Raw genomic sequence first — 23171 nt, forward strand, 5'->3', positions numbered from 1 at the left:
CTCAGCTGAGTTGGGTGAGGATCTCGGCCATCGTCGCGTAGCTTTCGCGGACGGCTTTGGGGTTGTTGAGGCGGTGGCGTTCGAGGCGGAGTGCGGCTAGGTGGCGGGCCTCGTAGAGGCTTGCTCGCCAGAGGGCGGCCGGGGTTCGGTTCAAGGCGCCGTACGAGTCCCAGAAGGATTCCCGTTCGTCGTGCTTCGCCTGGGCCATGCGGATGGTCCAGTCCGCGGCGGGGTCGCCGAACTCGGTTCGGTCGAAGTCGAGTACGCCGGAGATCAGCGGTTCGGATGCGGTCGCGTCGAGGAGGCAGTTCACCGTCCACAGGTCGCCCGTCAGCAGCCGCGGCTCGCGTACTTCGTCCAGCGTCGCGCGCTCCTGTGCAGCCAGCTCGGCAGCCTTTCGTACGTCGGTGCCGTCGAGACCCGCTTGCTCCAGGTCGTCGGCGATCTGCGTGAAGGATGCGGTCACTGCCTCACTCCAGGACGCGTACGACGGGCCGGCCACGCGGCCGAAGTGCGGTCCGCGTACGTCGTGCACGGTTCGGGCGATCGCGCCGAGTTGGCGGAAGAACGTCGTACGGCCGGATCGTGGATAGCGGCCGAGTTGCTCCGGTGCTGGAATGCCTGCCAGGCAGGTCTGGATCATCCAGTCCCGGTCCACGATGTCGTGAGACCAGTCGACCGCCAGGACCTGTGGCATCAAAGGCGCAATCGCCGCGAGCCAAGGAACGGTCGCGTATTCGTTGCGCATCAGGTGCAGCTCGGACCCGAACTGCACTGCCTCTTGCGGTGCCGCCCGTAGGATCACCGGGTCGTTCCTCCCGGCCACGTCCACCCGGTAGACGCTGTTGTAGCCGCCGTACCCCAGCTCAACAGCCCTCACCGCGCGAGAACCGAACGCCCGCAGGCAGATCGCCTCGATCTCCCCCGCCGTCAGCCCACGCTGAAACGCCCCCGCTTCCCGCGCAACGCCTTGGAGCTCCATCTCCCGCCTTCCGAGTAGTGAGCGGGAGCTACAGGTTGTACGTGCGGGTGGCGGTGGTGGTGAAGATTGCCTCGTGTTCGGTGGGTGACAGGTTGGTGGTGAGGGTTTCGGCGGTTTCTACTACTTCGGCGTACGACGCGGCGAGGAGGCAGACGGGCCAGTCGGAGCCGAACATGACTCGCTCCGGGCCGAAGGCGTTCAGGACGACGTCGGCGTACGGCTGGAGGTCGGTGGGTTTCCAGGTGGTCCAGGGGGCTTCGGTGACCATGCCGGAGAGTTTGCAGGTGACGTTGGGGAGGGCGGCAAGCTCGCGGAGTTGGGTCGCCCACGGCTCGAGAGGCTCGCCGACGGCCGGCTTCGAGATGTGGTCGACGACGAAGGTGAGCTGCGGGAGGTTGCGGGCGGTCTGGATCGCGGCCGGGAGATGCGGTGTCTTGGTGAGCAGGTCGTACACCAGACCGGCGTCGGCGACGGCGGACAGCCCGCGCTGAACGTCGGGGCGCAGGAGCCAGTCGACGTCGGGCTCGTCGTGTACCTGGTGCCGGATGCCCTTCAAATACGAGCCGTCCGGGCGCGCGATCAACCCGTCCAGGGCGGTCGCGACGTCATCGGCCGTGAGGTCGACCCACCCGACCACGCCCGCGACCAAGTCGTTGCCAGCAGCAACCTCCAGGAACTCGACGGTCTCGTCGACGACGCCAACGGTCTGCACCAGGACCGTGGAGGTGACGTCGGCGGCCGCGGCCAACGGCGCGAGGTCGTCGATCGAGAAGGTGCGCCGGATCGGGTCCAGTTCCGGGCCGACCATCCAGGACTGCTCCCGGACGCTCAGATCCCAGATGTGGTGATGGGCGTCGACTCTGCTCATGCTGGTGTGGTCCCTTCACTCAGGCAACGCGCCGGTCGTCGATGGCATCAGCATTCCAGTCGATCCCCAGACCGGGTACGTCGGGCGCGACCGCGTGCCCGTCGACGACGGGCATCTCGGACCTGGTGATGGCCCGCAACTGTGGGATGTGCTCGACGTACCGCCCATTGGGTACGGCGGCCGTGAGGCTGACATGCAGTTCCATCAGGAAATGCGGGCACACCTCGAGGTTGAACGTCTCGGCCAGATGCGCCACCTTCAGCCACGGCGTGATCCCGCCGACCCGCGCCACGTCCACCTGGACGATCCCGGCCCCGCCTGCGGCGACGTACTCCCGGAACTGCGAGACGGAGTACAGCGACTCCCCCACGGCGATCGGGATCGACGTCGACGCCGCCAGGTGCACGTGCCCCGTCAGATCGTCGGCCGGCAACGGCTCCTCGAACCAGGACAGATCCACCGCCTCGAACGCGGCTGCACGCCGGCGAGCCTCGGGGTACGTCATCGACTGGTTGGCGTCGACCATGATGTCCAGCCCGGGCCCGACCGCGTCTCGAACCGCCCGCAGTCGCTCCAGGTCCTCGTGCACCCGCGGCTTCCCGACCTTGAGCTTCACACCGGGCCAGCCGGCCTTCTGTGACGCCAGCGCACCGGCGACCAGCTCGTCCGTTGACAGGTGCAACCAGCCGCCCTCGGTGTCGTACAACGGCACCTGTTGCCGGTAGCCACCGGCCAGTCGCCACAGCGGCTCCCCGGCACGCAGACACCGCAGGTCCCACAGCGCGGTGTCTACCGCAGCCAGAGCGAGGGAAGTGATCGCACCGACAGTCGTGGCATGCGTGGACCAGAACAGGTCGGACCAGATCGCCTCCACGTTGCGGGCGTCCGCACCGACGAGTCGCGGCAGCAGGTGGTCCCGCAGCAATGCGAGCACGGCTGTGCCACCGGTGCCGATCGTGTACGAGTACCCGAGCCCGGTCAGCCCGTCGGATGTCGACAAGGAGACGAAGATCGTCTCCTGCTTCAGGAAGGCCTGGACGGCGTCGGTGCGGACCGTCTCGACCTCCAGGTCGACCAGGTACGCCTCGGCCCGGACGATCGCAGAGCTCACCGATTTCCTCCAAGATCCTATAGGATATTGCGTACCTGATGCTCCCGCTTCACACTGGACCCGTCAAGACGGACTGCGAGTCGGGCAGAATGAGCCTCTTCGGGCGGAGCACAGTGCGGGAGGAGCGGGCGACAGTGACGGATGCGCACGTAGGCCTGGCGGGGCAACTCGCCCGCCTGCCGCAGCGACAGGTGCTGAGTGACGACGTCTACGAGACGGTCAAGGGCCTGATCATGGACAGCGTGGTGGAGCCGGGCACCCGGTTGAACATCGACGCGCTGACCCGTGAGCTGGGCATTTCGCAGACTCCGATCCGGGAGTCGCTGGCCCGGCTGGAGTCCGACGGCCTGGTGATCAAGGAGCCGTTGCGCGGGTACCGCGTGTCGTCCCGGCTGACCCGTGAGGAGTTCGACGACCTCTTCGAGTACCGCCTGCACATCGAGCCGTGGGCGGCCGGGCGCGCTGCCGAGCGGGCGGGCGCCGACGACCTGGCCCGGCTCAAGGCGGAGATGCTCAGCTACACCGACGTACCGGATCGTCCGTCGTACGAGAGCTATCGGGCGATGGCCGCGCACGACCAGCGGTTCCACGACCTGGTGCTGGAGCTGGCCGGCAACGAGACCGCGCGGCTGTCCTTCCAGCGGACACACTGCCACCTGCACCTGTTCCGGCTGTACTACGGTGGCGGCATCGCGACGAAGGCGTTGCGAGAGCACAAGGCAGTGGTGACCGCCGTCCGGAAGGGCAATCCGGAGGAGGCGGCCGCGGCGATGCGGTCGCACATCGAGGCCTCCCGCGCCCGGCTGCGGCCCATGTTCGACAAGACTGATCCGTCCTAGGGAGACATTTGTGGAACTGCTGCGCCTCGGCGCGGTCGGCGAGGAGCGCCCGTACGTGCGCGCGGCCGACGGCACCGTTCACGACCTGAGCCCGCTCACTGCAGACATCGACGGGGCGTTCCTCGCCGCCGACGGCATCGCCCGGATCCGCGCGGCGCTCGAGGCCGGCGAGCTGCCGGTCGCCGACACCGAGGGCCTGCGGGTCGGCGCGCCGATCGCCCGGCCGGGCGCCGTGGTCTGCATCGGCCAGAACTATGCGGCGCATGCCGCCGAGTCGGGCGCCGAGCCGCCGAAGCAGCCGATCGTCTTCTTCAAGCACCCGAACACCGTCGTCGGCGCGTACGACGAGGTACTGGTGCCGCGCGGCTCCGCGAAGACCGACTGGGAGGTCGAGCTCGCGGTCGTCATCGGCAAGCAGGCACGGTACGTCGAGACCGACGAGGACGCGCTCGCCTGCATCGCCGGGTACGCCGTCTCGAACGACGTGTCGGAGCGCGCGTTCCAGATCGAGGTCTCCGGCGGCCAGTGGTCGAAAGGGAAGTGCTGCGAGACGTTCAACCCGCTCGGGCCTTCGCTGGTTCCGGCGGACGAGGTCGACCCGACGAACCTGAACCTGCGCTCGTGGGTGAACGGCGAGCCGCGGCAGGACTCGAACACGCAGGACATGATCTTCTCGGTGGCGGCGCTGATCCGCGACCTCTCGCAGTACATGGTGCTGAGCCCCGGCGACATCGTGAACACCGGCACGCCGGAGGGCGTCGCGCTGTCCGGCCGGTTCCCGTACCTGTCGCCCGGCGACACGATGGAGATGGAGATCGAGGGCCTCGGCCGCCAGAAGCAGTCCCTCGGCAAGGCCTGAAAACTGTCCCCGGCCGACTCTAGGGTCGGCCGGGTGACCGACTATCTCGCCGACATCAGCACCTCGTACGACACCGTCGCGCCGTCGTACGCCGAACTCGTCGTGACCGGCGCCGACTGGGAAGACAACGCCTTCGACCTGCTCACCGAGCTCCTGCCCGGCGACTCCAGGGCCGTGCTGGATGTCGGATGCGGGCCGGGGCGGACCACCGGTCTGCTGGCGGCGCGCGAGCTGCAGGTCGTCGGGATCGACCTGTCGCCCGGGATGATCGAGGTGGCCCGTCGCGACCACCCGGAGCTCGACTTCCGCGTCGGCTCGATGACGGCGCTCGACCTACCGGACGACTCGGTCGCCGGCGTCGTGTCGTGGTGGTCGATCATCCACCTTCCCCGCGACGTCGTTCCGCAGGCGTTCGCCGAGTTCCACCGCGTCCTCACGCCAGGTGGCGTCCTGCTGATGGGCTTCCACGTCGGCGAGGAATCGACCCACAAGACATCCGGGTACGGCGGCCATCCGATGAACATCTACGTCCACCGCTGGACCGCGTCCGCCCTCACCGAGATCGCAGTCGCCGCAGGCTTCACGCCGTACCTGGACCGCCCGGAAATTCCCGAGGACCGGCTGTTCTTCCGGAAGTAGCCTCTGCCCATGACTTCTCGCGTGCGTACGGTGACGTTCGATGCCCACGACCCCTACGAGATCGCCGGCTTCTGGCTGCAGGTCCTGAAGGCCGAGCGTCCCGACGACGACCACCCCGGCGACCCGTACGCCTCGGTCCCTGCCGACGGCCTCACCGTGCTCTTCGAACAGAACAACGACGAGAAGGTCGTGAAGAACCGCGGCCACCTGGACCTCGAACCCGACGGCCCCCGCGACGAGGAAGTCGCCTGGCTCCTCACCCTCGGCGCGACCATCGCCCACGACCACCGCAACCCGGACGGCACCGGCTGGGTCACGATGCAGGACCCCGAAGGCAACGAATTCTGTGTCCTCCGCAGCGCATCCGAACGAGCCGCGACCAGCTGACCGGGCTACTCCGGGATCGCGGGGGTTTCGCCGGAGAGGGTGAGGCGCCATTCGTTGTCCCAGGCGTGGACTGTGACCTGGAAGCCGTCGCGTTCGGCGGCGGCCCGGTGGTGGCCGTTCTCGACGGGCGCGACGGTGGTTCGCCAGCCGCGGCTGGTCAGGGCCGCGACGGCGGCGGCGAGTTCGCCGGCCGGGTCGGTGACGGACGGGTCGCCGTTCTCGACGGTGATCGAGCAGATCGTGTCCGGACCGCTGCCGTCGGACAGTACGGCGGGGTTCACCGGGCCCACGTCGTGGGTGACCACGCCTTCGTAGCCGGGTACGGCGGCTGCCGCGACCGCGAGCAGCTCCGCGCGGAGGAGGTCGCGGGCCTCGGTCAACGTCATCGTTCGGGTCCTTCCTGTGTGCGTGCGCGCCGGGCGCCGTCGAGGACGGTCTTCCTCGACGGCGTCGAGGCGACCGTACGCAGCGCCGCGAGTCCGTCGTACGCCTTGGAGATCGGTACCGCCGCCTTCGACTGGCCGAGCGTACGCAACGGCCCGGCCCAGGACGTGCCGAGCAGGCGGGTCTCCTCCTCGGGTGTGGTCCGGGCGGCCAGCGTCACCGCGTCCAGACCACCACGGACGATCCGGCCGACGTTGATCATCGACTCACTGTTCTTGTCGAAGTAGCTCACGTGCCCGGTGATCTGGACCTGCGCGTTGTCGGTCTCGATCCGTACGACGTCGGGAAACGAGGCGGGATCCGGCCCGTGCTGTTCGGCGTACGACACGTAGTCCCCGCGCGACCGCGCCACCGCGAAGAGCTCGGTGCCGGGCGGTGTCATCTGCGCCGCAGAGGTGATGCTCGGGTCGACACCGGGACTGCCGGTCAACAGGTACCGGTGAGCGCGAGCCCCCTCGAGCATCGCCCGCGCGACGACCTGGGCACCGTAGCTGTTCCCGATCAGCGTGACCTTGGCGTCCGGCGCTCTGACCACCGCGAGCCCTTCCTGGAACCGGCACAGCAACGGCGCAGCCGCACGGGAACTCTCGGTGGACCTTCCCTCGGTCAACCCGAGAGGCGCGTGATACCCGAGCCACACCACCATCGCCGTACCCGGACCAGCTTCCTCACCGATCTCCTTCGCCCGCACCGACTGAGAACGCACGCGTTCCAGGTCGTTGTTCATCCCCGGCACCAGTACGGCGATGTTGCGGGCCGTCCTGAGATCGCCCTGGACCTCGATCATCCGCCCCTGCCCCTCCGGGTCGACGAGCAGGAACTGCCGGGGTACGTCGACCGCGACACGGTTCCCGTCCGCGTCGACCTCGAGGCGTTTGCCGGCCGGCTGCAGCATCGCGGTGAGCGTCGCCAGCCGCCGGCGCTGCGCAAGCGTCGCGTCCCGGCTCTCGACCAGCGCGTGCAGTCGCTGGTGCGCGGCCCCCAGGATCAGGTGGTTCGAGCGGTACCGGAGCTCGGGCGGCGCACCTTCCAGCGGTCCGACCTGCTCAGGCCGACTCTCCGCAAGCGCCCTCGCGGCCTCGGCGGGCAGCGAACCGAAGAACGCGTCCACCTCCGCGACCGCCCGGTCGTGCGGCAGGTCCCGCACCCGCAGGATCAGCGCATCGAGGTCCTCGGACATCCCTCACCTCACGAGACACTGGGACAAACGCTTGCCGGTGCATCGTAGGCGACGGTGAAGGTCCTCCTAGAGATCGTCGACGTACGGAGTCTGGCCGGTGAGGGTCAGGCGCCAGTCGGTGGTTCGGGCGGTGACGGTGAGGTCGTAGCCCTGGCGGCGGGCGGTCAGTTCGTGGCGGCCCTCGCTGGGCTCGGAGATGGTGACCTTCCAGCCGCGGGACTCGAGGGTCTCGGCGGCGAAGCCGATCTGGGCCTCGGGGTCGGGCGTCGTGGTGGGGTCGCCGGTCTCGACGGTGATCGTGCAGACCGACTCCGGACCGCTCTCGTCGGACAGGGCGCCCTGGTCGACAGGGCCGACGTCCTGGGTCACCGTCGGTGTCTGGTCGGGCACGACGGTCGCCGCCACCGCGAGGAGTTCCGAGCGGAGGTGGTTGCGGGCTTCGGTCAAGGTCACGCTTCCGTGATACACCGTGCAGCCAAGCCTCGCGAGGACACGCCGCGTTTCGGTGTCAAGAAACGACGGGAGTCTCCCCGGCGAACGTTATCCGCCAGTCCGCCGACCACGCGTGGACGGCGACCTCGAACCCGTCGCGGGTCGCTGCGACCCGATAATGACCGCTCTCCGGAGGTACGACGTCAGCAGTCCAGCCGCGGGCGCGCAACGCCGCGGCCGCAGCGTCGACCGCAGCCGCCGGGTCCGGGGACCGCGGGTCGCCGGTCTCGACGGTCACCCTGCAGACGGTGGCCGTCCCGCGCCCGTCGAACAGTACGCCGGGATTCACCGGCCCCGGGTCGTGCGTCACAACCGGCCGCTGATCAGGTACGACGGCTTCCGCCACCGCCAGCAACTCGCTCCGCAGGAACTCCCGATCGCCCGTCATCGCTGCCGCCCTTCCGAGCCCCGTCCCGCACCGTTCGTCGTCCGCCCCGCCGCAGCCTGCCCGGCGGCGGCTCCGGCCGACTCCTTCGACGGTTTGGTGAGGGCCACAACACCGTCGTACACCTTGGACGCCGCCCCGGCGGCGGCGTTCAGCGCGCCACCCCACGACGTACCGAGGAAGAGCTTGGTCTCGGCGGATCGGCTGGTGTTCGTGGTCGTGATGGACGTCAGGTCGCCCCGGACCACCCGCCCGATGTTGCGCAGCGACTCACTGTTCGGCCGGTAGTACTCGTTGTGCCAGTGCACCGACACTGGGTCGTCGCCGGCCCGCGGATCGGTGGTCGCCATCCGGATCGCGTCCGAGAAGTTCGCCGGATCCGGTCCGTGCCACTCGGTGTACGAGACGTAGTCTCCCGGCGCGCGCTCGGTGTACAGCCTGGTCGGCGGCTGGACGAAGTCGGCGGCCTCGTCGACGTACTTCGCGATTCCCGGCGAGCCCGTCATCACCAGCCGCTTCGGCCGGGCACCCGCCATCACCGCCTGCGCGGCCACGTCGGTTCCGTACGAATGCGCGACCAGCGTGACATCGGCATCCTCGGCCTTCAGTTCGTCGACCTCGTTCATGAACTCCGCGAGCCGCGGTCCGGCCTCGATCGCCGCGTCCTTGCTCGCGGCCTGCACCAGGCTCTGCGGTGAGTCGTAGTCGAGCCACACGACAACGGCCGTACCCGGTCCGGCCTCCTGCTTGATCAGGTCACCGCGGTCCGACTGCCCGCGGAACGTGTCCAGGCTGTTCCCCATCCCAGGCACGAGCACCGCGATGTTCTTCGCCGCCTGGAGATCACCGAGGACCTCGACCGCACGGCCCTGCCCCTCGGGATCGACCTCGAGGAACTGGCGCGGCCGTTGGACCTCGACGACGTTGCCGTCGGCGTCCACGTCGGTGACGGTGACCGGGGTGAGCAGCTCGTTGACGGTGTCCAGCCGCTTCCGCTGATCGTCACTCGCCGTACCGTCGTCGACGGCGGCCTGCAGCCGGTCCCGAGCCACGACGAGCACGGCATGGTTGGCACGGAACCGTTCGGCAAGCTGGTCGGACTCAGTCATCGTGACTCCCCGTGACAGCCGGTCACCTGGGCGTGCAACCGGGCCAACCGCAGTTTGTCAGGCCTAAGGGGTGAAGGCCAGTGACCAGTTGCCGGAGTGGTACGAGAGGTTGACCGTGGCCAATGGGCGTACGTCGACGTGCCGCAGCGACTCCGCGGGCGCGTCGACGACGTACAGGACGATCGCGCGGACGATCGCCGGATGGACGACCGCCAGCGCGGAACCGTGCTCCCGCGCCGCGAGATCGCCCAACCAATCGGCAACCCGGGCGAGCACGTCGTTCTCGGTCTCGCCACCGGGCGTGGCGGTGTGCGGCCGCTCGAGCCATGCCGGGGTGCGCGATGGCTCGGACGCGAGTAGCTCTTCCAGCTCGCGCCCGGTCCACTCGCCGTACTCACGATCCCGCAGCGCCGGCTCCACCACCGGGTCGTGCCCGAGTACGGCGGCCGTGCGTACGGCGGCCTGCTCCGGCCCGGCGTACACGGCATCGGCAGACAATTTCAGCTCGCGCGCCGCCTCGAGACTCGCCGGATCCGGCTCGGCGTCCCCACCGAGTACGAGTCCGCGCAACGTGGGTGTCAGGGCGTGCGCAAGCACTGTGAGAGCCGTCAAGCGGCAGCCACCTTCGATCGGATCGGCCGGCGGTCCACCGCGACCGCATACCCGAATCCGAGCAGGAGCCACAGCGTCGCCTGCGTACCGAGCGAGGCGAACCGGAACTGCCACAGCAGCGTAGCGGGGAACGTCTCCGGAACCTCGTTGATCCGCGGCAGAATCAGGTACGCCGCCACCACGGTGACGACCAGCCCGGCAACACCACCCGCGAGCCGGGCGACCTCGCCGTACCGCGCCGCCCACCGGGAGAGCGCGACACCGGCCCAGACCGCGAGCAGGCCGATCACCAGGGTCAGGAGATAGGTGACCGTACGGCGGGTGATCGTGTCCGGATCACCGACCGCGGGCGGATTCGGTGGGTACTTGAGGAACGGGACCAGCACGATGCCGACGAACCCCGCCGCGGCGAGTCCGAGCGCGGCGTACGCGTCGTTCCCGGTCCGGAGCTTGCGGCGGAGCAGTGTGAATGCGACCGCGAACAGCCCGCCGAGCGCAACGCCGTACAGGCTCGTCGCGAGGAACAGGCCGGCTCGCTGGCCGTCCCGGCTGACGAGCGGGTCCTCGTGGTGGTCTTCTTCATGAGCGTGAGTGTGCGCGTGACCGCCGGACTCTTCGATAGCGATCGCCGCGTCGACACGCGACTCGCCCACCGCATAGGCGAACGTTCCGGCCAGCAGGCCGGCGAAGAGTCCGACGACCAGTCCGCGCACCAGGAGCGATCCGAAGGTGCGCATGTCGTTAGTGACAGGGAACGCCGAGAAGGTGGCGACCGTCGTGCATCAGCTCGTGCAGGTACATGCCGGAGCGGGAGACCGCACCCTGGTCGAACCCGACCAGATACGCGAGCAGGAGCATCACACCGACGCTGAGCAGCGCGGCGGCGAGAAGCTTGGAAGAGAGCGCCGGTACGGCGACCGACTGGGCAGGAACTGCCATCTGAACTGAACCTCCTGGGGAAGTGCGCGTCCCCTTAGAAAGGCTGCGAGTGCCCGAGCGTCCTGACTTACGAGCCGAAACTCGATCACAGTGGCGCGGCCGCGCCGGCTTCTCACCGGCTTCCCTCATGGCACCGCAGGTTGACCCTCGAACCGTAGGGGCCACCCCACCCCCCGGTCAACGCACCACGGCGCGCCGGTGACCTATCCCACCCCCACCCCGCCGGCGCGGAGGTGGTGTGGACGGGGCGGTGGTGTGGGCAGAGGGAGTAATGGGCGGGAGGCCGTGGGCGGGAGGTGGGATGTGGACGGGAGGTGAGATGTGGACGGGAGGTGAGATGTGGACGGGAGGTGGGACCCCCTTCCCGGCCCCGCACCTGTTCCGACCACCGAGTCGTGTCGTTTGGCTCCCGACCCCCGGAGTCGTGGATCGTGGTCGTTTTTTTCGCCCGTTTCTGGGCCGATTTCCACGACTCGGCGGCGCACCGCGCCAAGCGGGGGTGGGTAGCGCGCAGGGCCGTTGCGCTGAGGAGCCTCGCGACGAAGCAAGCTCCTGCGCTTCGCACAATTGGGCTGACCACATCCGCCCGTCGCGCTTACCCTGGACGACATGCCGTCCGCTCATCACTTGCTTGCGTTTGCGATTACTGCGTTCATCATCATCGTTGTGCCAGGGCCCAGTGTGCTGTTCATTGTCGGGCGGGCGCTGGCGGTTGGGCGGCGAGAAGCTGTGCTGACGATGGTGGGGAACACGCTCGGGGCCGCGATTCTGCTGGGGGCGGTGTCGCTCGGGCTCGGGACGTTGATCGCGGCGAGTGCGATCGCGTTGACCGTGGTGAAGCTCGCGGGCGCGGCGTACCTGATCTTTCTCGGGGTGCAGGCGTTTCGCTCGCGGAAGTCGCTGGTCGAGGCGATGCGCGGTACGGCGAAGCCGAGTACTACCCGGCGGACCATCCGCCAGGGATTCCTGGTGGGGGTGACGAATGCGAAGACGGCGGTGTTCTTCGCTGCTGTGCTGCCGCAGTTCGTCGACAAGGGGGCCGGCGCGCCGGCGTGGGCGCAGATCTTGGTGCTCGGGCTGATCTTCATCTTGATCGCGCTCTGCTCGGACAGCGTGTGGGCGTTCGTGGCCGGCACAGCGCGCGAGTGGTTCGCTCGCTCACCGCGCCGGCTCGAGCTGGTCGGCGGCACCGGCGGCCTCATGATCATCGGCCTCGGCGCCAGCATCGCGGTCACCGGCTCTAAGGAGTAAGTGCGTCTCCTGTGTGCCCCATGTATGGCGAACTGCGGCCGTGAGACAGGTTCTGGTGGGCTCGCACCGGGTATTCCTTGTCCGCAGCGCCCACAGGATGTCTCTTCCTCCAACACCCGACCGACCGCGGGCACGTGCGGACGCATTCCTCCGAAACTGCATCTCGACAGTACGTATACGTCTACTACCCGCCACCGCACACCGGGCGGCGGGCCGGATTCCCGGGCAGTGGACGTATACGTACTGTCGAGATGCACAAAATCCAGTTCCAACACGCGCTGCAAGTACTTAGGCGGTAGCGGTACGGCGGCCTGCTGGTACGCCGAGGAGTGCGAGGAAGGCCGGCAGACCGAAGGCGACTAGGTACGCCAGTACGGCGGAGTGCGGTTCCATCGCGGCGAACAGTGATCCGCCGATCGCGAGGATCGTTGCGGTCGACAACGAGTCGCTGAGCTGCAAGGCGGAGCTGTTGGCGCCTTGTTCGTCGCGTTCGGAGTACTCCAGGACCAGCACGGACAGGGTCGGGAACACGGTCCCCATGCCCAGACCGGTCAGGCTCCAACCGAGGATGCCCACCAGCACCGGCACGTCCGGGTTGAGCGTCAGTGCCGCGGTGACGATGCCGACCAGGATCGCGAGCATGCCGACCTGCAGAAAGACCGCGTGCGAGAACCGCTGGTTCGGGCGGCCGCGGTACCACGACGCGGCGGACCAGCTCAGTGCGCTGACCGTCAGTACGAGACCGGCGAGCGCCGGCGACAGGCCGCGCTCCCGGGTGAGCATCAACGGCAGGAACACCTCGGCGCCGAACCCGGACGCCGCCACCAGCCCGCGCAGCGCGATCACCGACGGCAGCCCACGACCGAACGCGAACGTCCCGGACGGCAACAGTCGCGGCCCGAACGCGATCACCCCCGCCAGACCGATCACGAGCAGCACATTCTGTACGACGCCACGCTGCTGCCCGCCGTAGTGCAGCAGCCCGACACCCACGGCGGCCGCGACTGCCCACAGCGCCCGCTTGTCCCACAGCTTCCCCGGACGTACGTCGGACGCGCTCCCGCGAGCCAGGCCGGGACGCATCACCAGCGCGGCCGGGATCGCGATCGCCGGTACGGCGAGGAACACGAGCCGCCAGCTGGAGTGTTCGACGATCAGGCCGGCGATCGCGGGACCGACGAGGGACGGCACGACCCAGCCGGTCGCGAACGCGGCGAAGATCCGGGGCCTCAGACGGGCCGGGTACAGCTGACCCACGACGACGTACAGCGCGACCGTGAGCAGGCCGGAGCCGAAGCCTTGGATGATGCGGCCCGCGACGAGGATCTCCATCGACGGCGCCAGACCCGCGATCAACAGCCCGGCCAGGAACCACGCCGTACCGTGCCAGAGCGGACGGGTCGGGCCCTTCAGGTCGCTCCAGGTGCCGGAGACAACCATCGCGACCACACCGGAGGCGAGCGGGCCGCCGAACGCGAGCGCGTACAGGTTCAGGCCGTCGAGTGCTTGCGCAACGGTCGGCATCGCGGTCGCGACGGCCAGGGACTCGAACGCGACCAGGGTGATCAGCGCGACCATCCCGATGGTCAGTGCGCGGTACTGCGGTGAAAGGACGCCGCCTGTCTCAACAGTTGGCTCGGCAACGGTGGTCATGACGACGACCATCGTTGCTCAAGTGCACTTCAAGTCAACTAGAGAATCGCGGCGAGAACGAGTGCGGCGATCGGCGGCACCGCCTGGGTGGCGGCGGCACGGAGCATGCGACGGTCGGAGGCGAGGAGCACGATGCCCGCGCCGGCCATGCACGCACATGCGAAGAGCGCGATCGCGTGGCCCTTGTCGCCGCCCCAGATCAGCCCGCCGAGCGCACCGATCGCCAGGAACAGGTTGTAGAAGCCTTGGTTGAACGCCCACGGCCGAGCGGTCTCGACCTCGGTGTCCTTCACCAGGAACCGCCGGTAGGTGCTCGGCTTCCGGAACAGCACGCTCTCCATGGCGAACACGACCACATGGAACACACCCGCGACACCCACGAAGATCTGCGCGATCACGCTCATGCCCGGAAGGTACCGCTACGCCCGCCAATCCGTGGCGAAGGCGCGCGCCGGGTTGTTCCGGAACACGGCGTCGGCGATGTCCGCACCGAAGTACCGCGTGATCCGCGGCCTGAGGTGCGTCAGCAGGTACGGCATCCCCGGACCCTCGCCGGTCGCGGCCCGGGCGCGAGCCGTCGTGGTGTCGCCGCCGAGCAGCAGGCGGTCCGCGTACCCCGCGTCGATCAGCGCCGCGAGGCAATCGGTCAGCCGTGGATCGGTCGCGTTGTTGGCCCGCGACGGTCCGTCGAACGCCAGCCACGCACCTCGCTGCGCCAGCTCGAGATGTACCCGATGGTCGGGAAACCGGTTGAGATGCCCGAGGATCACAGCGGCCGGGTGTACGTCGAGTTGGTCGACGAGCAGATCGAGTACGGCGTCTGCGGCGGAACCGAGCTCGTGGTGGACGGCGATCGGCGCGTTGGTCGCGTGATGGGCCTCAGCCGCTGCCCGCATCACCAGCTCGGCATGTCCGTCGAGGACGTGGAACCCGCCGGCCACCTTGATCAGCCCGGCACGGACCGGAGTGTCGCCGATGCCTGTCGTCAGCTCGCGGACGAAGATCTCGGCCAGCTGGTCCTGCACCTTGTCGACGTACCCGTCCGGGTAGTGTTCGCGCCGGTGCAGGCCGGTCGCGGCGACGATCGAAACGCCTGTGCTGGTTGAGATTCCGGGCAGAAGACCAGCTTGCCGGTTCAGCCCGTGCGGAGTCCATTGCACGATCGCCTGGCCGCCCGCGTCCGCAAACGCCCGTACCTCGGCAACCGCTGCCGCCTCGTCGTCCAGCTCTTGCCCTGGGAGGGCAGCCGAGCGGAAGAACAGGTGGTCGTGCGAGTCGGTGACGCCGAACGCTTCCGGCACGAGATCGTTCAGGACCGTACGGATCCGCATCAGTACCTCTGCCTTTCAGCGGGTCAGCGGCCTCGGCGGGAGGTGCCGGCGCGCGAGCCTGCGGAGAACGCAGCGGCTCCGGCGGGACGAGCCGCCGATCCCGGAGTGCTCGTGCTGTAGCTCTTCGGGCCGCCCGAGCCGGCGCGGGACTTGGAGCGACCGGAGCTCCGCGAGCCACCGGCCGCACGAGTCGCCTGGCCGGAACCCGTCTGGCTTGACCGCTTGCCAGTCGCCTGCTGAGCGGGGCCCGAAGCGCGCCGGCGGCGATTGCCTCGACCCGATCCGCTACCGCCCGAGCTCGCGACGCGGTCCTGCTGGACCGGCCTGGAGGTCGGCTCGACGAAGGATCGTTCGCCCGGAGCCAACTCGGCGAGCAGCGGGTGGTCGGCGTTGAGCTTGGTGACCGTGGCAGCGATGCCGGCCTTGCGGGTCAGGTCGCGGACGTCGCGAACCTGGTCGTCGGTCATCAGGGTGACAACGGTGCCCTCGGCGCCGGCGCGGGCGGTACGGCCCGAGCGGTGCAGGTACGCCTTGTGCTCGATCGGCGGATCAGCGTGGATCACCAGCGTCACGTTGTCGACGTGGATGCCACGGGCCGCGATGTCGGTGGCGACCAGCGTCTTCGCCGTACCGTCGGAGAAGGCTTCCAGGTTGCGCGTGCGGGCGCCCTGGGACAGGTTGCCGTGCAGCTCGACCGCTGGGACGCCCTGGGCGATCAGCTTCTTGGTGAGCGACTTGGCGCCGTACTTCGTCCTGGTGAACACCAGCGAGCGACCCGGCGCGGCGGTCAGGTCGACGAGGACCGGGAGCCGGGTGTCGGGCTGGACGTGCAGGACGTGGTGCGTCATCTGGGAGACCGGCGAACGGGCCGAGTCGACGCTGTGCGTGACCGGGTCGGTCATGAAGCGCCGTACGAGAACGTCCACGCCGGCGTCCAGCGTGGCGGAGAACAGCAGCCGCTGCGCCGTGGCGGGCGTTGCTTCGAGAATCCGGCGTACGGCGGGAAGGAACCCGAGGTCGGCCATGTGGTCTGCCTCGTCGAGCACGGTGATCTCGACGGCGCCGAGCTTCGCGTGACCGGCCTGGACGTGGTCCTCGAGCCGGCCGGGGCAGGCGACGACGATGTCGGTGCCCTTGCGCAGGCCGGTGATCTGCGGGCCGTGACCGACACCGCCGAAGATCGTCATCGAGCGCAGGCCGAGTGCGTCGGCGAGCGGCGTGATCGAGGCCTGGATCTGCGTCGCGAGCTCGCGGGTCGGAGCGAGGATCAGCGCGCGCGGATGGTTGGGACGGCGCTTGGTGCCGCCGGCCGCGAGCCGCGCGAGAACCGGCAGCACGAACGCGTAGGTCTTGCCCGACCCGGTCCGTCCGCGGCCGAGGACATCCTTGCCGGCCAGCGAATCCGGCAACGTGGCCGCCTGGATCGGGAACGGGTTCGACACGCCGGCGGCGGCCAGCGTGGCCACCAGCCGATCGGGTACACCGAGCTCCGCGAAGCTGCGGTTGTCGGGGGCAACCGTTTCGGTCACCTCGTCATCGTTGCTGACGACAACTTCGAGCTGCGGCTCGGTGGCAGGGGACTGCTGGTTGCGTCCGGCACCGGAACGGCGCCGGCGCCGCGGCCGTGACTGCCCGGCGGGCTTGCCGGACCGGGAGGCGGATTGGTTGGACGTGGTTGTAGACGTGAGGCGGCCAGCCGCCATAGTGGTACTCCAAAAATTCGGGGGGTCGTCCTGCCCGGCGCGGCCGTCGGGCCGCGGCGCGTGGTGGTCGACTGCTGGCGCACAGTAGCTGCGCTCACCGGCCCGAGGCAGAACTGGGCGGGCCGTCGGCATCAGTCTACGGCACGACAGGGCCGTTTCTCACGGGACGCTCGTCACACGGGTAGGTTCTGCACGTGACGGAACAGTTTCGGGTCGACCCTCCGACGGTCGCCGACGAGCGGGTACTGCTGCAGGGATTCCTCGACTACCACCGCGGAACGCTGCTGTGGAAACTCTCCGGACTCACGGGCGAGCAGCTCGTCCAGCGCGCCGTGGAGCCGTCCAGCATGTCGTTGATCGGACTCGTCCGGCACCTGAGCGAGGTCGAGAAGTACTGGTTCCATCGCGCGCTGGCGGCCCACGACTCGCCGCCGAAGCACTGGTCCGCCGAGTACCCGGACGGTGACTTCGACCTCGCCGATCCCGCCGCGGCCGAGCAGGATCTCGCCGAGTTCCGCGAGATCGTCAAGACCTCGGACGCCCTGGCCGCGAAGTACGCGTTGGACGACACGTTCCTCCGCCCCGGCTACGAACCGCCGTACTCGCTCCGCTACCTCTACCTCCACATGATCGAGGAGTACGCCCGCCACAACGGCCACGCCGACCTGCTCCGCGAACGCATCGACGGCGCGACCGGCGAATGACTACGGCTTGATCGAGTTGATCAGGCCGACGATGTCGTTCGTGACGCCTCGGACGCCCGGGATGCGGGTCAGGCGGAGCAGGCGGTCGACAAGCGGGACGGCCCGGTCGATCAGGGCACGGCTTCGGCGGACGTCCTCGGACTGGTCGTGGACCCAGAACAGGACCACGCCCATCTGGAGGAGCCAGAGCAGTTCGGGCAGCTCGGCCTTGAGGTCGGCGGCCAGCTTCAGGTCGGAACCGTCGACGACCCGCCGGAAGACCTCGACACTCGCGTCCCGCGCCGGACGCGATTCCTCACTGAACGGCGACAACGGGCTCCGCGGATCGGCCGCCGTCTTGAACAACGTGCCGGCGAACTCGTGGTACGGCGCGGACACGTCCAGCCAGGTCCGCAGTACGCCGGCCAACCGCGGCACGAACGCCTTCTCGGTCGCGAGAATCGGCTCGACCGCCTCGCGGTGCTGATCCTGCAGCAGGTCGTAGTACGCCTGCATGAGGTGATCCTTGGAACCGTAGTAGTAGTACGCGTTCCCCACCGACACGCCCGCCTCGTTGGCGATCGCGCGCATCGTGGTCTTCCCGTACCCCTGCTCCCGGAACAACCGCAACGCCGTCGACAGGATCAGCTCACGCGTCTGCTCACCCTTCGCGGTCGCACTGTCCGTCACACCCGTCAGCGTAATCACCTCCACTCAACCGCCGCAGCCCCGCCGCGGCCTGAACGATCGCCCGCGCCACCGGCCGCATCGCCGGGCTCGCCAGCCGTACGGCGGTGTGCCTGTGCTCCCCCGTGGCCCACAGACACACGATCCAGGCGCGATCGCCGACGTACACGGACCCGTCGTCCGCGACCACGGTCACGTCCCGCAGCGTCGCGTCATGATCCAGCGCGGGGTAGAGCGTCCGCGCATCCGTCGACCCCGCCGCGACGAACCGCAGACGCACCACCCCGCCGTACCCGTCCGGCGCCGGGTGCTGTGCCGCCAGCCAGTCCTTGAAGCGGCGGCACATTCCGCAGTGGGCGTCGTACAGAACCGTCAACTCACGCACGACCCGGCGGCCTTCAATAGCCGTACCGCGCGGCCTGCTCGGTCATCGTGATCGGCTGGATGTTGTCGTTCGGCGGCACCGGCGGCCGGGTCATGCTGTCGAGCCGGCTGCGGGTCCGGATCTTGTTGAAGATCCACACGTTCGTCAGGTGCACGACCCCGAGCACCAGCATCACGATCCCGAGCTTCACGCTGAGCTGCTCGAACACCCCGCTTGCGTCCACCACCTTGCTCCCGCTGCGCAGGAACAGCGTCACGAACCCGAGGTTGATCAGGTAGAACCCGACCACCAGCAACCGGTTCACCGCGTCGGCGAACTCGGCGTTCCCGTGGAACACGTCGACCAGGAAGATCCGCCCGTTCCGGCTCAGCGTCCGCGCCACCCAGATCGTCAGCGGCACGGCGATCAGCAGGTAGACCAGGTACGTCGTGACTGTCATGTCCATCATCGTCCCCACTTCTTGAACACGTTCAACTCTTCCTGTCCTGACCGTACGCCGCTCTTTTGAACATGTTCAAGTCGAGCGGCACGTGATCTGGATCTCCCCTGGGCCACAATGGCGACCATGACGACCTGGGTCTTCGAAGGAACCGTCCTTCCCTCCGGCGACACCGCCCGCCTGTCCTTCGGCCAGGACTCGTCGAGCGAGCAGCTTCCCGGGCAGTACGCCGTACCGGGCCTGGTCGACTCGCACTGCCACCTGACGCTGGCGACCGGTCCGAACGGGCCGGTTCTGCGTGGCGCGGACCTCGCCGCCGAGCGCCTCGCGGAACTCACCCAAGCCGGAGTGAGCGCTGTCCGTGACGTCGGCGGCAACCGCGAGATCACCCTCGAACTCGCCCGGACCGCGGACCCCGACCGTCCGCTCGTCCTCGCGGCCGGACGGTTCCTCGCCCCGAACGGCCGGTACTTCCCCGACGCGTACGAGCCGGTCGCCCCGGCGGACCTGCTCACCGCGGTCGAGGCCGAGATCGCCGCCGGCGCCACCTGGCTGAAACTGGTCGGCGACTTCCCCGAGGTCGGCCCGGACGGCCCGATCCGCGGCAGCAAGGTCAGCCCGTCGTACGAAATCGAGGTGGTCGAGGCGATGGTCGAGCTGGCCCACGCGCGCAACGTCCGCGTCGCGGCACACGTCAACACCGACCACGTCAGCGAGCTGATCCGGGTCGGTATCGACTCGGTCGAGCACGGTACGGCGCTCACCGAGAAGGACCTGCAGGCGCTCGGCGCGAGGGGCGGTGCGTGGACACCGACGCTCTGCGCGTCCGTCAGTCCGAGCCCGGACGAGACCCCGGAGCGCAAGGCCAGGCGTGAAGAACGGTCGGCGTACCTCGCCTCGATCCTCCCGCTCGCCGAGCGGTACGGCGTGCGCGTGCTGACCGGATCCGACGTGGTCGGCACCGTCGCCGCCGAGATCGACCAGCTCGTCAGGCACGGGCTGACCGTGGAGCAGGCGATCACCGCGGCCTCGACCGGCGCGCAAGACTTTCTCGGGCTGAGCGGTACCGGCAACCTCGTCACGTACGACGCGGATCCGCGCGAGCATCCCGACGTACTGGCGACTCCGGCGGCGGTTGTCCTCAACCAGCGGCGGGTCTCGTGAAGGAGAAGGATCTCGACCGTTGGGTCGACAGATACCGGAAGGCGTGGGAGAGCAACGATCCCAAGGACATCGCGGCGCTCTGGACCGAGGACGCCGCCTGGTACCGGCGGCCGGACGAGCCGCCGGTGACCGGCCGGGACGCGATCGTGGCGGCTTGGCTCGAGTTTGCCGACGCGCCCGGCGAGACGACGTTCGAGTACGAGGTGCTCGGGTTCGGCGACGGTGTCGCGTTCGTCCGCGGCTGGACGACGTACCTGACCAATCCGCCGGGCGAGTTCAGCAACCTCTGGGTGATCCGGCTGGAGAAGGATCGCGCCTACGAGTTCACCGAATGGTGGATGGAAAAGCCGCGCTGAGCTAGTCTGCCGGTAGGCGCTTCGGGGTGCCACCGGTCCGCGGGAAGGGCTCAGCCCACCTGGACGATCGCTGTGGTGTGGCACCAGTTCACCTCCTTTCTCGCCTGACGATGCGGACAGCAGGCTCGTAGAGAGGAGGTCGGCGATGCCGACCCGAAATCTTCCGACCGACCCGCACCTCGATCACCTGCGCGGTCAGGCCAAGACCCTGCTCAAAGGCGTCCGCGCCGGTGAGAGCGCAGCGCTCGCACTGGCCGCGGAGTTCCATCCGGTGAAGACACTGGCGGACGCACAGCTGGTGATCGCGCGCAGCTACGGATTCCCCAGCTGGCCGCGGATCGTGCGGCACCTCGAGCTCGTCGACCGCTACAGCCGCTCACCCCACCGGCAGTCCGTCGGCGGTCCGCTCGATACACCTGAACAACGGGCCGACGAGTTCCTCCGCCTCGCGACCTTGCACTACGGACAGGACGATCCAGCTCGCCAACAGTCCGCGCGCAAGCTCCTGGAGCGTTACCCGGAGATTGCCCAGAGCAACATCTACACCCAGGTGGTGGCCGGAGATCTGAACGGCGTACGGGCGAACCTCGCGCAGGCGAGCACCGAAGGCGGACCGTACCGCTGGGAACCGCTCCTCTACCTCACGTACAACCGCCTGGACGCACCGAACCAGCTCGAGATCGCCCGCCTCCTGCTCGAGAACGGCGCCGATCCGAACGCCGGCTACCTCTGGCAGGGCATGCCGTCACCGTTCACCGCGCTCACCGGCGTCTTCGGCCGCGGCGAAGGCGATCAACCACCGCATGCGCATCGCGTCGAGCTCGCCCGACTCCTCCTCGACGCCGGCGCCGACCCCAACGACAGCCAGACGATGTACAACTGCGGTCCCGGCTGTCCCCCGCCGTACGACGACGTGCATCTGGAACTTCTGCTGGAGTACGGATTGGGCCGCGGCGACGGCGGCCCCTGGCACGAACGGATGACGACCGCGCACCCGACCCCGCAGCAACTGCTCGAGGACGAGCTGGTCTTCGCGTCCTGGGCGGGCCTGCTGCACAGGGCCGAGCTGGTACTTGCCCAAGGCACCGACCCGGAGGGTGTCGGGACCAGACACCCGGTGTTCGGCGGCCATCGCCCGTACGAGCTGGCCGCCGTACAAGGGCACACCGAGATCGCCGAACTGCTCCGGGCTCGAGGTGCCGCGCCGCTGGACGAGATCCATGAGGTGTACGCCGCGGCGATGCGCGGTGAGACGCCCGACGTCGACGCCGACCTGGCCGCACGGGCGGTCGCCCGCACCCCGCACCTGCCTGTTCGCGCCGCCGAGGTCGGGCGGGCGGTGGCGATGGAACCTTTGCAGCGACTCGGGTACGACCTGAGCCGGATCTCGGGCGGTGCGGCGCCGATCCACCGCGCCGCACTCAACGGTCATCTGGAGACAGTCAAGAAACTGATCGAACTCGGCGCCGACCCGGACGTACGCGACCCCAACTACAACGCGAACGCACTGGGCTGGGCCGAGCACAATCACCAGCAATCGGTGATCGACTACCTCAAGGGCTTACCGCAAGGAACAGGAACGCACTGAACACCGCGAGGTGAACGGCGCCCTGCAGCAAGGTCGCCCGACCGGTCGAGAGCGTGAACATGCCGGTCACGACGGTCAGCGCGAACAGCACCAACTCCTTGCCGCCCAGCCCGAGAATGAGCGGTCCATCGAGCCAGATGGAGGCGACCGCGATCGCGGGGATGGTCAGCCCGATGCTGGCGAGCGCTGAGCCGAGCGCCAGGTTGACGCTGGTCTGGAGACGGTTCCGCAGTGCCGCGCGCACTGCGGCAACTGTCTCCGGCAGCAAAACGAGCAGCGCGATCACGACACCGACGACGGCCAGCGGCGCACCGGCCGACTCCACCGCGGACTCGAGCTTCGGTGACACGGTCTTCGCGAGCCCGACCACCGAGATCAGGCACACGAACAGCAGCCCGAGGCTCAGCAGCGCGGTCTTCCCGCTCGGCGCGGCCGCGTGATGGTCCTCGTCCTCGTCGACGTCACCGTCCGGGGCGACCGGCAGGAAGTAGTCCCGGTGCCGGATCGTCTGGATGAACACGAACACGCCGTACATCACCAGCGACGTCACCCCCGCGAACGCCAGCTGCGCCGAGCTGAACCGCGGCCCCTCCGCACTCGTGGTGAACGTCGGCAGCACCAAACTTAGCGTGACCAGCGCGGTCGTCACCGAGAGTGCGGAATACGACGCCTGCACCCGGAACTCCTGCACGCGGTGCCGCAGCGAGCCGACGACGAGCGCCAGCCCGAGGATCCCGTTGCAGGTGATCATCACCGCGGCGAACACGGTGTCGCGGGCCAGCGACGCGGCCTTGTCGCCACCCGACGCCATCAGCGTGACGATCAACGCGACCTCGATGATCGTCACGGCGAGCGCCAGGATCAGCGTGCCGAACGGTTCACCGACGCGGTGCGCGACGACCTCCGCATGGTGCACGGCGGCGATCACCGCGGCACCTAGCCCCAGACAGACCAGGATCAGCAGGACCGCGCCCAGGTCGCGGTGCCAGGTCCCGAGCAGGACGACGAAGGCGAGCGGCGGCACGGCCAGCGTCCAGCGCGGCAGCCCTTGGATCACAGAGTTTGTCATCCTCAAACAGCCTATC

Annotated in this window: 28 protein-coding genes and 1 riboswitch; of the genes, 9 read left to right on the forward strand and 19 right to left on the reverse strand. The window is 68.8% G+C overall.

From position 1 onward, the window contains the following. Position 1 precedes the first annotated feature (1 nt). The 3 genes from EV137_RS16105 to EV137_RS16115 are packed head-to-tail and all read right to left on the reverse strand — an operon-like array spanning position 2 to position 2961. Positions 2–982 carry a phosphotransferase family protein gene (locus EV137_RS16105; protein WP_134129842.1) on the reverse strand — a complete coding sequence of 327 codons (981 nt, stop codon included), beginning with the start codon at positions 980–982 and terminating at the stop codon, positions 2–4. A gap of 28 nt (positions 983–1010) precedes the next feature. Continuing rightward, entirely contained in the window at positions 1011–1850 is an 840-nt protein-coding gene (locus tag EV137_RS16110) for an amidohydrolase family protein (protein WP_134129843.1), read from the reverse strand. Positions 1851–1869: 19 nt separating this feature from the next. Next, positions 1870–2961: a mandelate racemase/muconate lactonizing enzyme family protein gene (locus tag EV137_RS16115; protein ID WP_238175357.1), complete on the reverse strand. Its 1092-nt coding sequence runs from the start codon at positions 2959–2961 to the stop codon at positions 1870–1872. Between the two features lie 134 nt (positions 2962–3095). On the opposite strand from EV137_RS16115, the gene EV137_RS16120 reads away from it, so the two are divergent. From EV137_RS16120 to EV137_RS16135, 4 genes are read left to right on the forward strand one after another with little or no spacing between them, the layout of a single operon-like run. Continuing rightward, positions 3096–3800: a GntR family transcriptional regulator gene (locus tag EV137_RS16120; RefSeq protein ID WP_134011785.1), complete on the forward strand. Its 705-nt coding sequence runs from the start codon at positions 3096–3098 to the stop codon at positions 3798–3800. 10 nt (positions 3801–3810) lie between these two features. Next, positions 3811–4659 (forward strand): fumarylacetoacetate hydrolase family protein, encoded by an 849-nt coding sequence (locus EV137_RS16125; protein WP_134129844.1) that lies wholly within the window; start codon positions 3811–3813, stop codon positions 4657–4659. 33 nt (positions 4660–4692) lie between these two features. Beyond that, a complete protein-coding gene (locus tag EV137_RS16130; RefSeq protein ID WP_166679903.1) occupies positions 4693–5298 on the forward strand; it encodes a class I SAM-dependent methyltransferase in 606 nt (201 codons plus the stop codon). A 9-nt stretch (positions 5299–5307) separates the two neighbouring features. Beyond that, entirely contained in the window at positions 5308–5685 is a 378-nt protein-coding gene (locus tag EV137_RS16135; RefSeq protein ID WP_134011779.1) for a VOC family protein, read from the forward strand. 5 nt (positions 5686–5690) lie between these two features. Here the strand turns inward: EV137_RS16135 and EV137_RS16140 are convergent, their stop codons facing one another. The 8 genes from EV137_RS16140 to EV137_RS16175 all read right to left on the reverse strand — a co-directional run bounded on the left by EV137_RS16140 (position 5691) and on the right by EV137_RS16175 (position 10846). After that, positions 5691–6071: a hypothetical protein gene (locus tag EV137_RS16140; protein WP_238175358.1), complete on the reverse strand. Its 381-nt coding sequence runs from the start codon at positions 6069–6071 to the stop codon at positions 5691–5693. After that, a complete protein-coding gene (locus EV137_RS16145) occupies positions 6068–7309 on the reverse strand; it encodes an alpha/beta hydrolase (RefSeq protein ID WP_134129846.1) in 1242 nt (413 codons plus the stop codon). The genes EV137_RS16140 and EV137_RS16145 overlap by 4 nt, the downstream gene beginning before the upstream one ends. 66 nt (positions 7310–7375) lie before the next feature. Then, positions 7376–7762, reverse strand: a complete 387-nt coding sequence (locus EV137_RS16150; RefSeq protein WP_238175359.1) for a hypothetical protein — start codon at positions 7760–7762, stop codon at positions 7376–7378. A 55-nt stretch (positions 7763–7817) separates the two neighbouring features. Further along, positions 7818–8189, reverse strand: coding sequence for a hypothetical protein (locus EV137_RS16155; RefSeq protein WP_134129847.1), 372 nt, complete (start codon positions 8187–8189; stop codon positions 7818–7820). Beyond that, positions 8186–9295 carry an alpha/beta hydrolase gene (locus EV137_RS16160; protein WP_134129848.1) on the reverse strand — a complete coding sequence of 370 codons (1110 nt, stop codon included), beginning with the start codon at positions 9293–9295 and terminating at the stop codon, positions 8186–8188. The genes EV137_RS16155 and EV137_RS16160 overlap by 4 nt, the downstream gene beginning before the upstream one ends. A 63-nt stretch (positions 9296–9358) precedes the next feature. Beyond that, positions 9359–9907 (reverse strand): histidine phosphatase family protein, encoded by a 549-nt coding sequence (locus EV137_RS16165; RefSeq protein ID WP_134011771.1) that lies wholly within the window; start codon positions 9905–9907, stop codon positions 9359–9361. Then, entirely contained in the window at positions 9904–10644 is a 741-nt protein-coding gene (locus EV137_RS16170; protein WP_134129849.1) for a CbtA family protein, read from the reverse strand. The genes EV137_RS16165 and EV137_RS16170 overlap by 4 nt, the downstream gene beginning before the upstream one ends. A 4-nt stretch (positions 10645–10648) precedes the next feature. Then, positions 10649–10846 carry a CbtB domain-containing protein gene (locus EV137_RS16175; protein WP_134129850.1) on the reverse strand — a complete coding sequence of 66 codons (198 nt, stop codon included), beginning with the start codon at positions 10844–10846 and terminating at the stop codon, positions 10649–10651. Positions 10847–10880: 34 nt separating this feature from the next. Next, a riboswitch (cobalamin riboswitch) is annotated at positions 10881–11009 on the reverse strand. Between the two features lie 503 nt (positions 11010–11512). Here EV137_RS16175 and EV137_RS16180 point away from each other — a divergent pair. Then, entirely contained in the window at positions 11513–12097 is a 585-nt protein-coding gene (locus tag EV137_RS16180; RefSeq protein ID WP_238175360.1) for a LysE family translocator, read from the forward strand. 288 nt (positions 12098–12385) lie between these two features. Here the strand turns inward: EV137_RS16180 and EV137_RS16185 are convergent, their stop codons facing one another. Genes EV137_RS16185 through EV137_RS16200 form a run of 4 tightly spaced genes read right to left on the reverse strand, consistent with a single transcriptional unit; the run spans position 12386 to position 16784 of the window. After that, on the reverse strand, positions 12386–13750 hold the full coding sequence (locus EV137_RS16185; RefSeq protein WP_134129851.1) for an MFS transporter: 1365 nt from the start codon (positions 13748–13750) through the stop codon (positions 12386–12388). Between the two features lie 38 nt (positions 13751–13788). After that, entirely contained in the window at positions 13789–14154 is a 366-nt protein-coding gene (locus EV137_RS16190; protein ID WP_134129852.1) for a DUF1304 domain-containing protein, read from the reverse strand. 15 nt (positions 14155–14169) lie between these two features. After that, complete coding sequence (locus tag EV137_RS16195) at positions 14170–15081, reverse strand: phosphotriesterase family protein (protein ID WP_134129853.1); 912 nt, start codon at positions 15079–15081, stop codon at positions 14170–14172. Between the two features lie 23 nt (positions 15082–15104). Continuing rightward, positions 15105–16784, reverse strand: coding sequence for a DEAD/DEAH box helicase (locus tag EV137_RS16200; RefSeq protein WP_238175361.1), 1680 nt, complete (start codon positions 16782–16784; stop codon positions 15105–15107). A gap of 194 nt (positions 16785–16978) precedes the next feature. Here EV137_RS16200 and EV137_RS16205 point away from each other — a divergent pair, with 194 nt between their 5' ends. Then, the gene (locus tag EV137_RS16205) at positions 16979–17488 is read left to right on the forward strand and encodes a DinB family protein (RefSeq protein WP_238175362.1); all 510 of its coding nucleotides are present in this window, start codon (positions 16979–16981) and stop codon (positions 17486–17488) included. On the opposite strand, the gene EV137_RS16210 is transcribed toward EV137_RS16205, so the two are convergent. From EV137_RS16210 to EV137_RS16220, 3 genes are read right to left on the reverse strand one after another with little or no spacing between them, the layout of a single operon-like run. Further along, complete coding sequence (locus EV137_RS16210; protein WP_134011747.1) at positions 17489–18157, reverse strand: TetR family transcriptional regulator; 669 nt, start codon at positions 18155–18157, stop codon at positions 17489–17491. Continuing rightward, positions 18129–18539, reverse strand: a complete 411-nt coding sequence (locus tag EV137_RS16215; RefSeq protein ID WP_134129855.1) for a thiol-disulfide oxidoreductase DCC family protein — start codon at positions 18537–18539, stop codon at positions 18129–18131. Before EV137_RS16215 ends, EV137_RS16210 begins: the two co-directional genes overlap by 29 nt. A 13-nt stretch (positions 18540–18552) precedes the next feature. Beyond that, a complete protein-coding gene (locus tag EV137_RS16220) occupies positions 18553–18978 on the reverse strand; it encodes a hypothetical protein (protein ID WP_202871015.1) in 426 nt (141 codons plus the stop codon). 126 nt (positions 18979–19104) lie between these two features. Here EV137_RS16220 and EV137_RS16225 point away from each other — a divergent pair, with 126 nt between their 5' ends. The 3 genes from EV137_RS16225 (at position 19105) to EV137_RS16235 (ending at position 22086) form a co-directional block, all read left to right on the forward strand. Beyond that, positions 19105–20142: an amidohydrolase family protein gene (locus tag EV137_RS16225; RefSeq protein WP_134129856.1), complete on the forward strand. Its 1038-nt coding sequence runs from the start codon at positions 19105–19107 to the stop codon at positions 20140–20142. Continuing rightward, a complete protein-coding gene (locus tag EV137_RS16230) occupies positions 20139–20498 on the forward strand; it encodes a YybH family protein (RefSeq protein ID WP_134129857.1) in 360 nt (119 codons plus the stop codon). The genes EV137_RS16225 and EV137_RS16230 overlap by 4 nt, the downstream gene beginning before the upstream one ends. Positions 20499–20643: 145 nt before the next feature. Then, positions 20644–22086, forward strand: coding sequence for an ankyrin repeat domain-containing protein (locus tag EV137_RS16235; RefSeq protein WP_134129858.1), 1443 nt, complete (start codon positions 20644–20646; stop codon positions 22084–22086). Here EV137_RS16235 and EV137_RS16240 read toward each other — a convergent pair. After that, positions 22052–23155: a calcium:cation antiporter gene (locus tag EV137_RS16240; RefSeq protein WP_134129859.1), complete on the reverse strand. Its 1104-nt coding sequence runs from the start codon at positions 23153–23155 to the stop codon at positions 22052–22054. The genes EV137_RS16235 and EV137_RS16240 overlap by 35 nt on opposite strands. Between the last annotated feature and the right edge of the window lie 16 nt (positions 23156–23171).

It is taken from the genome of Kribbella pratensis (assembly GCF_004366075.1).
Classification (GTDB): domain Bacteria; phylum Actinomycetota; class Actinomycetes; order Propionibacteriales; family Kribbellaceae; genus Kribbella; species Kribbella pratensis.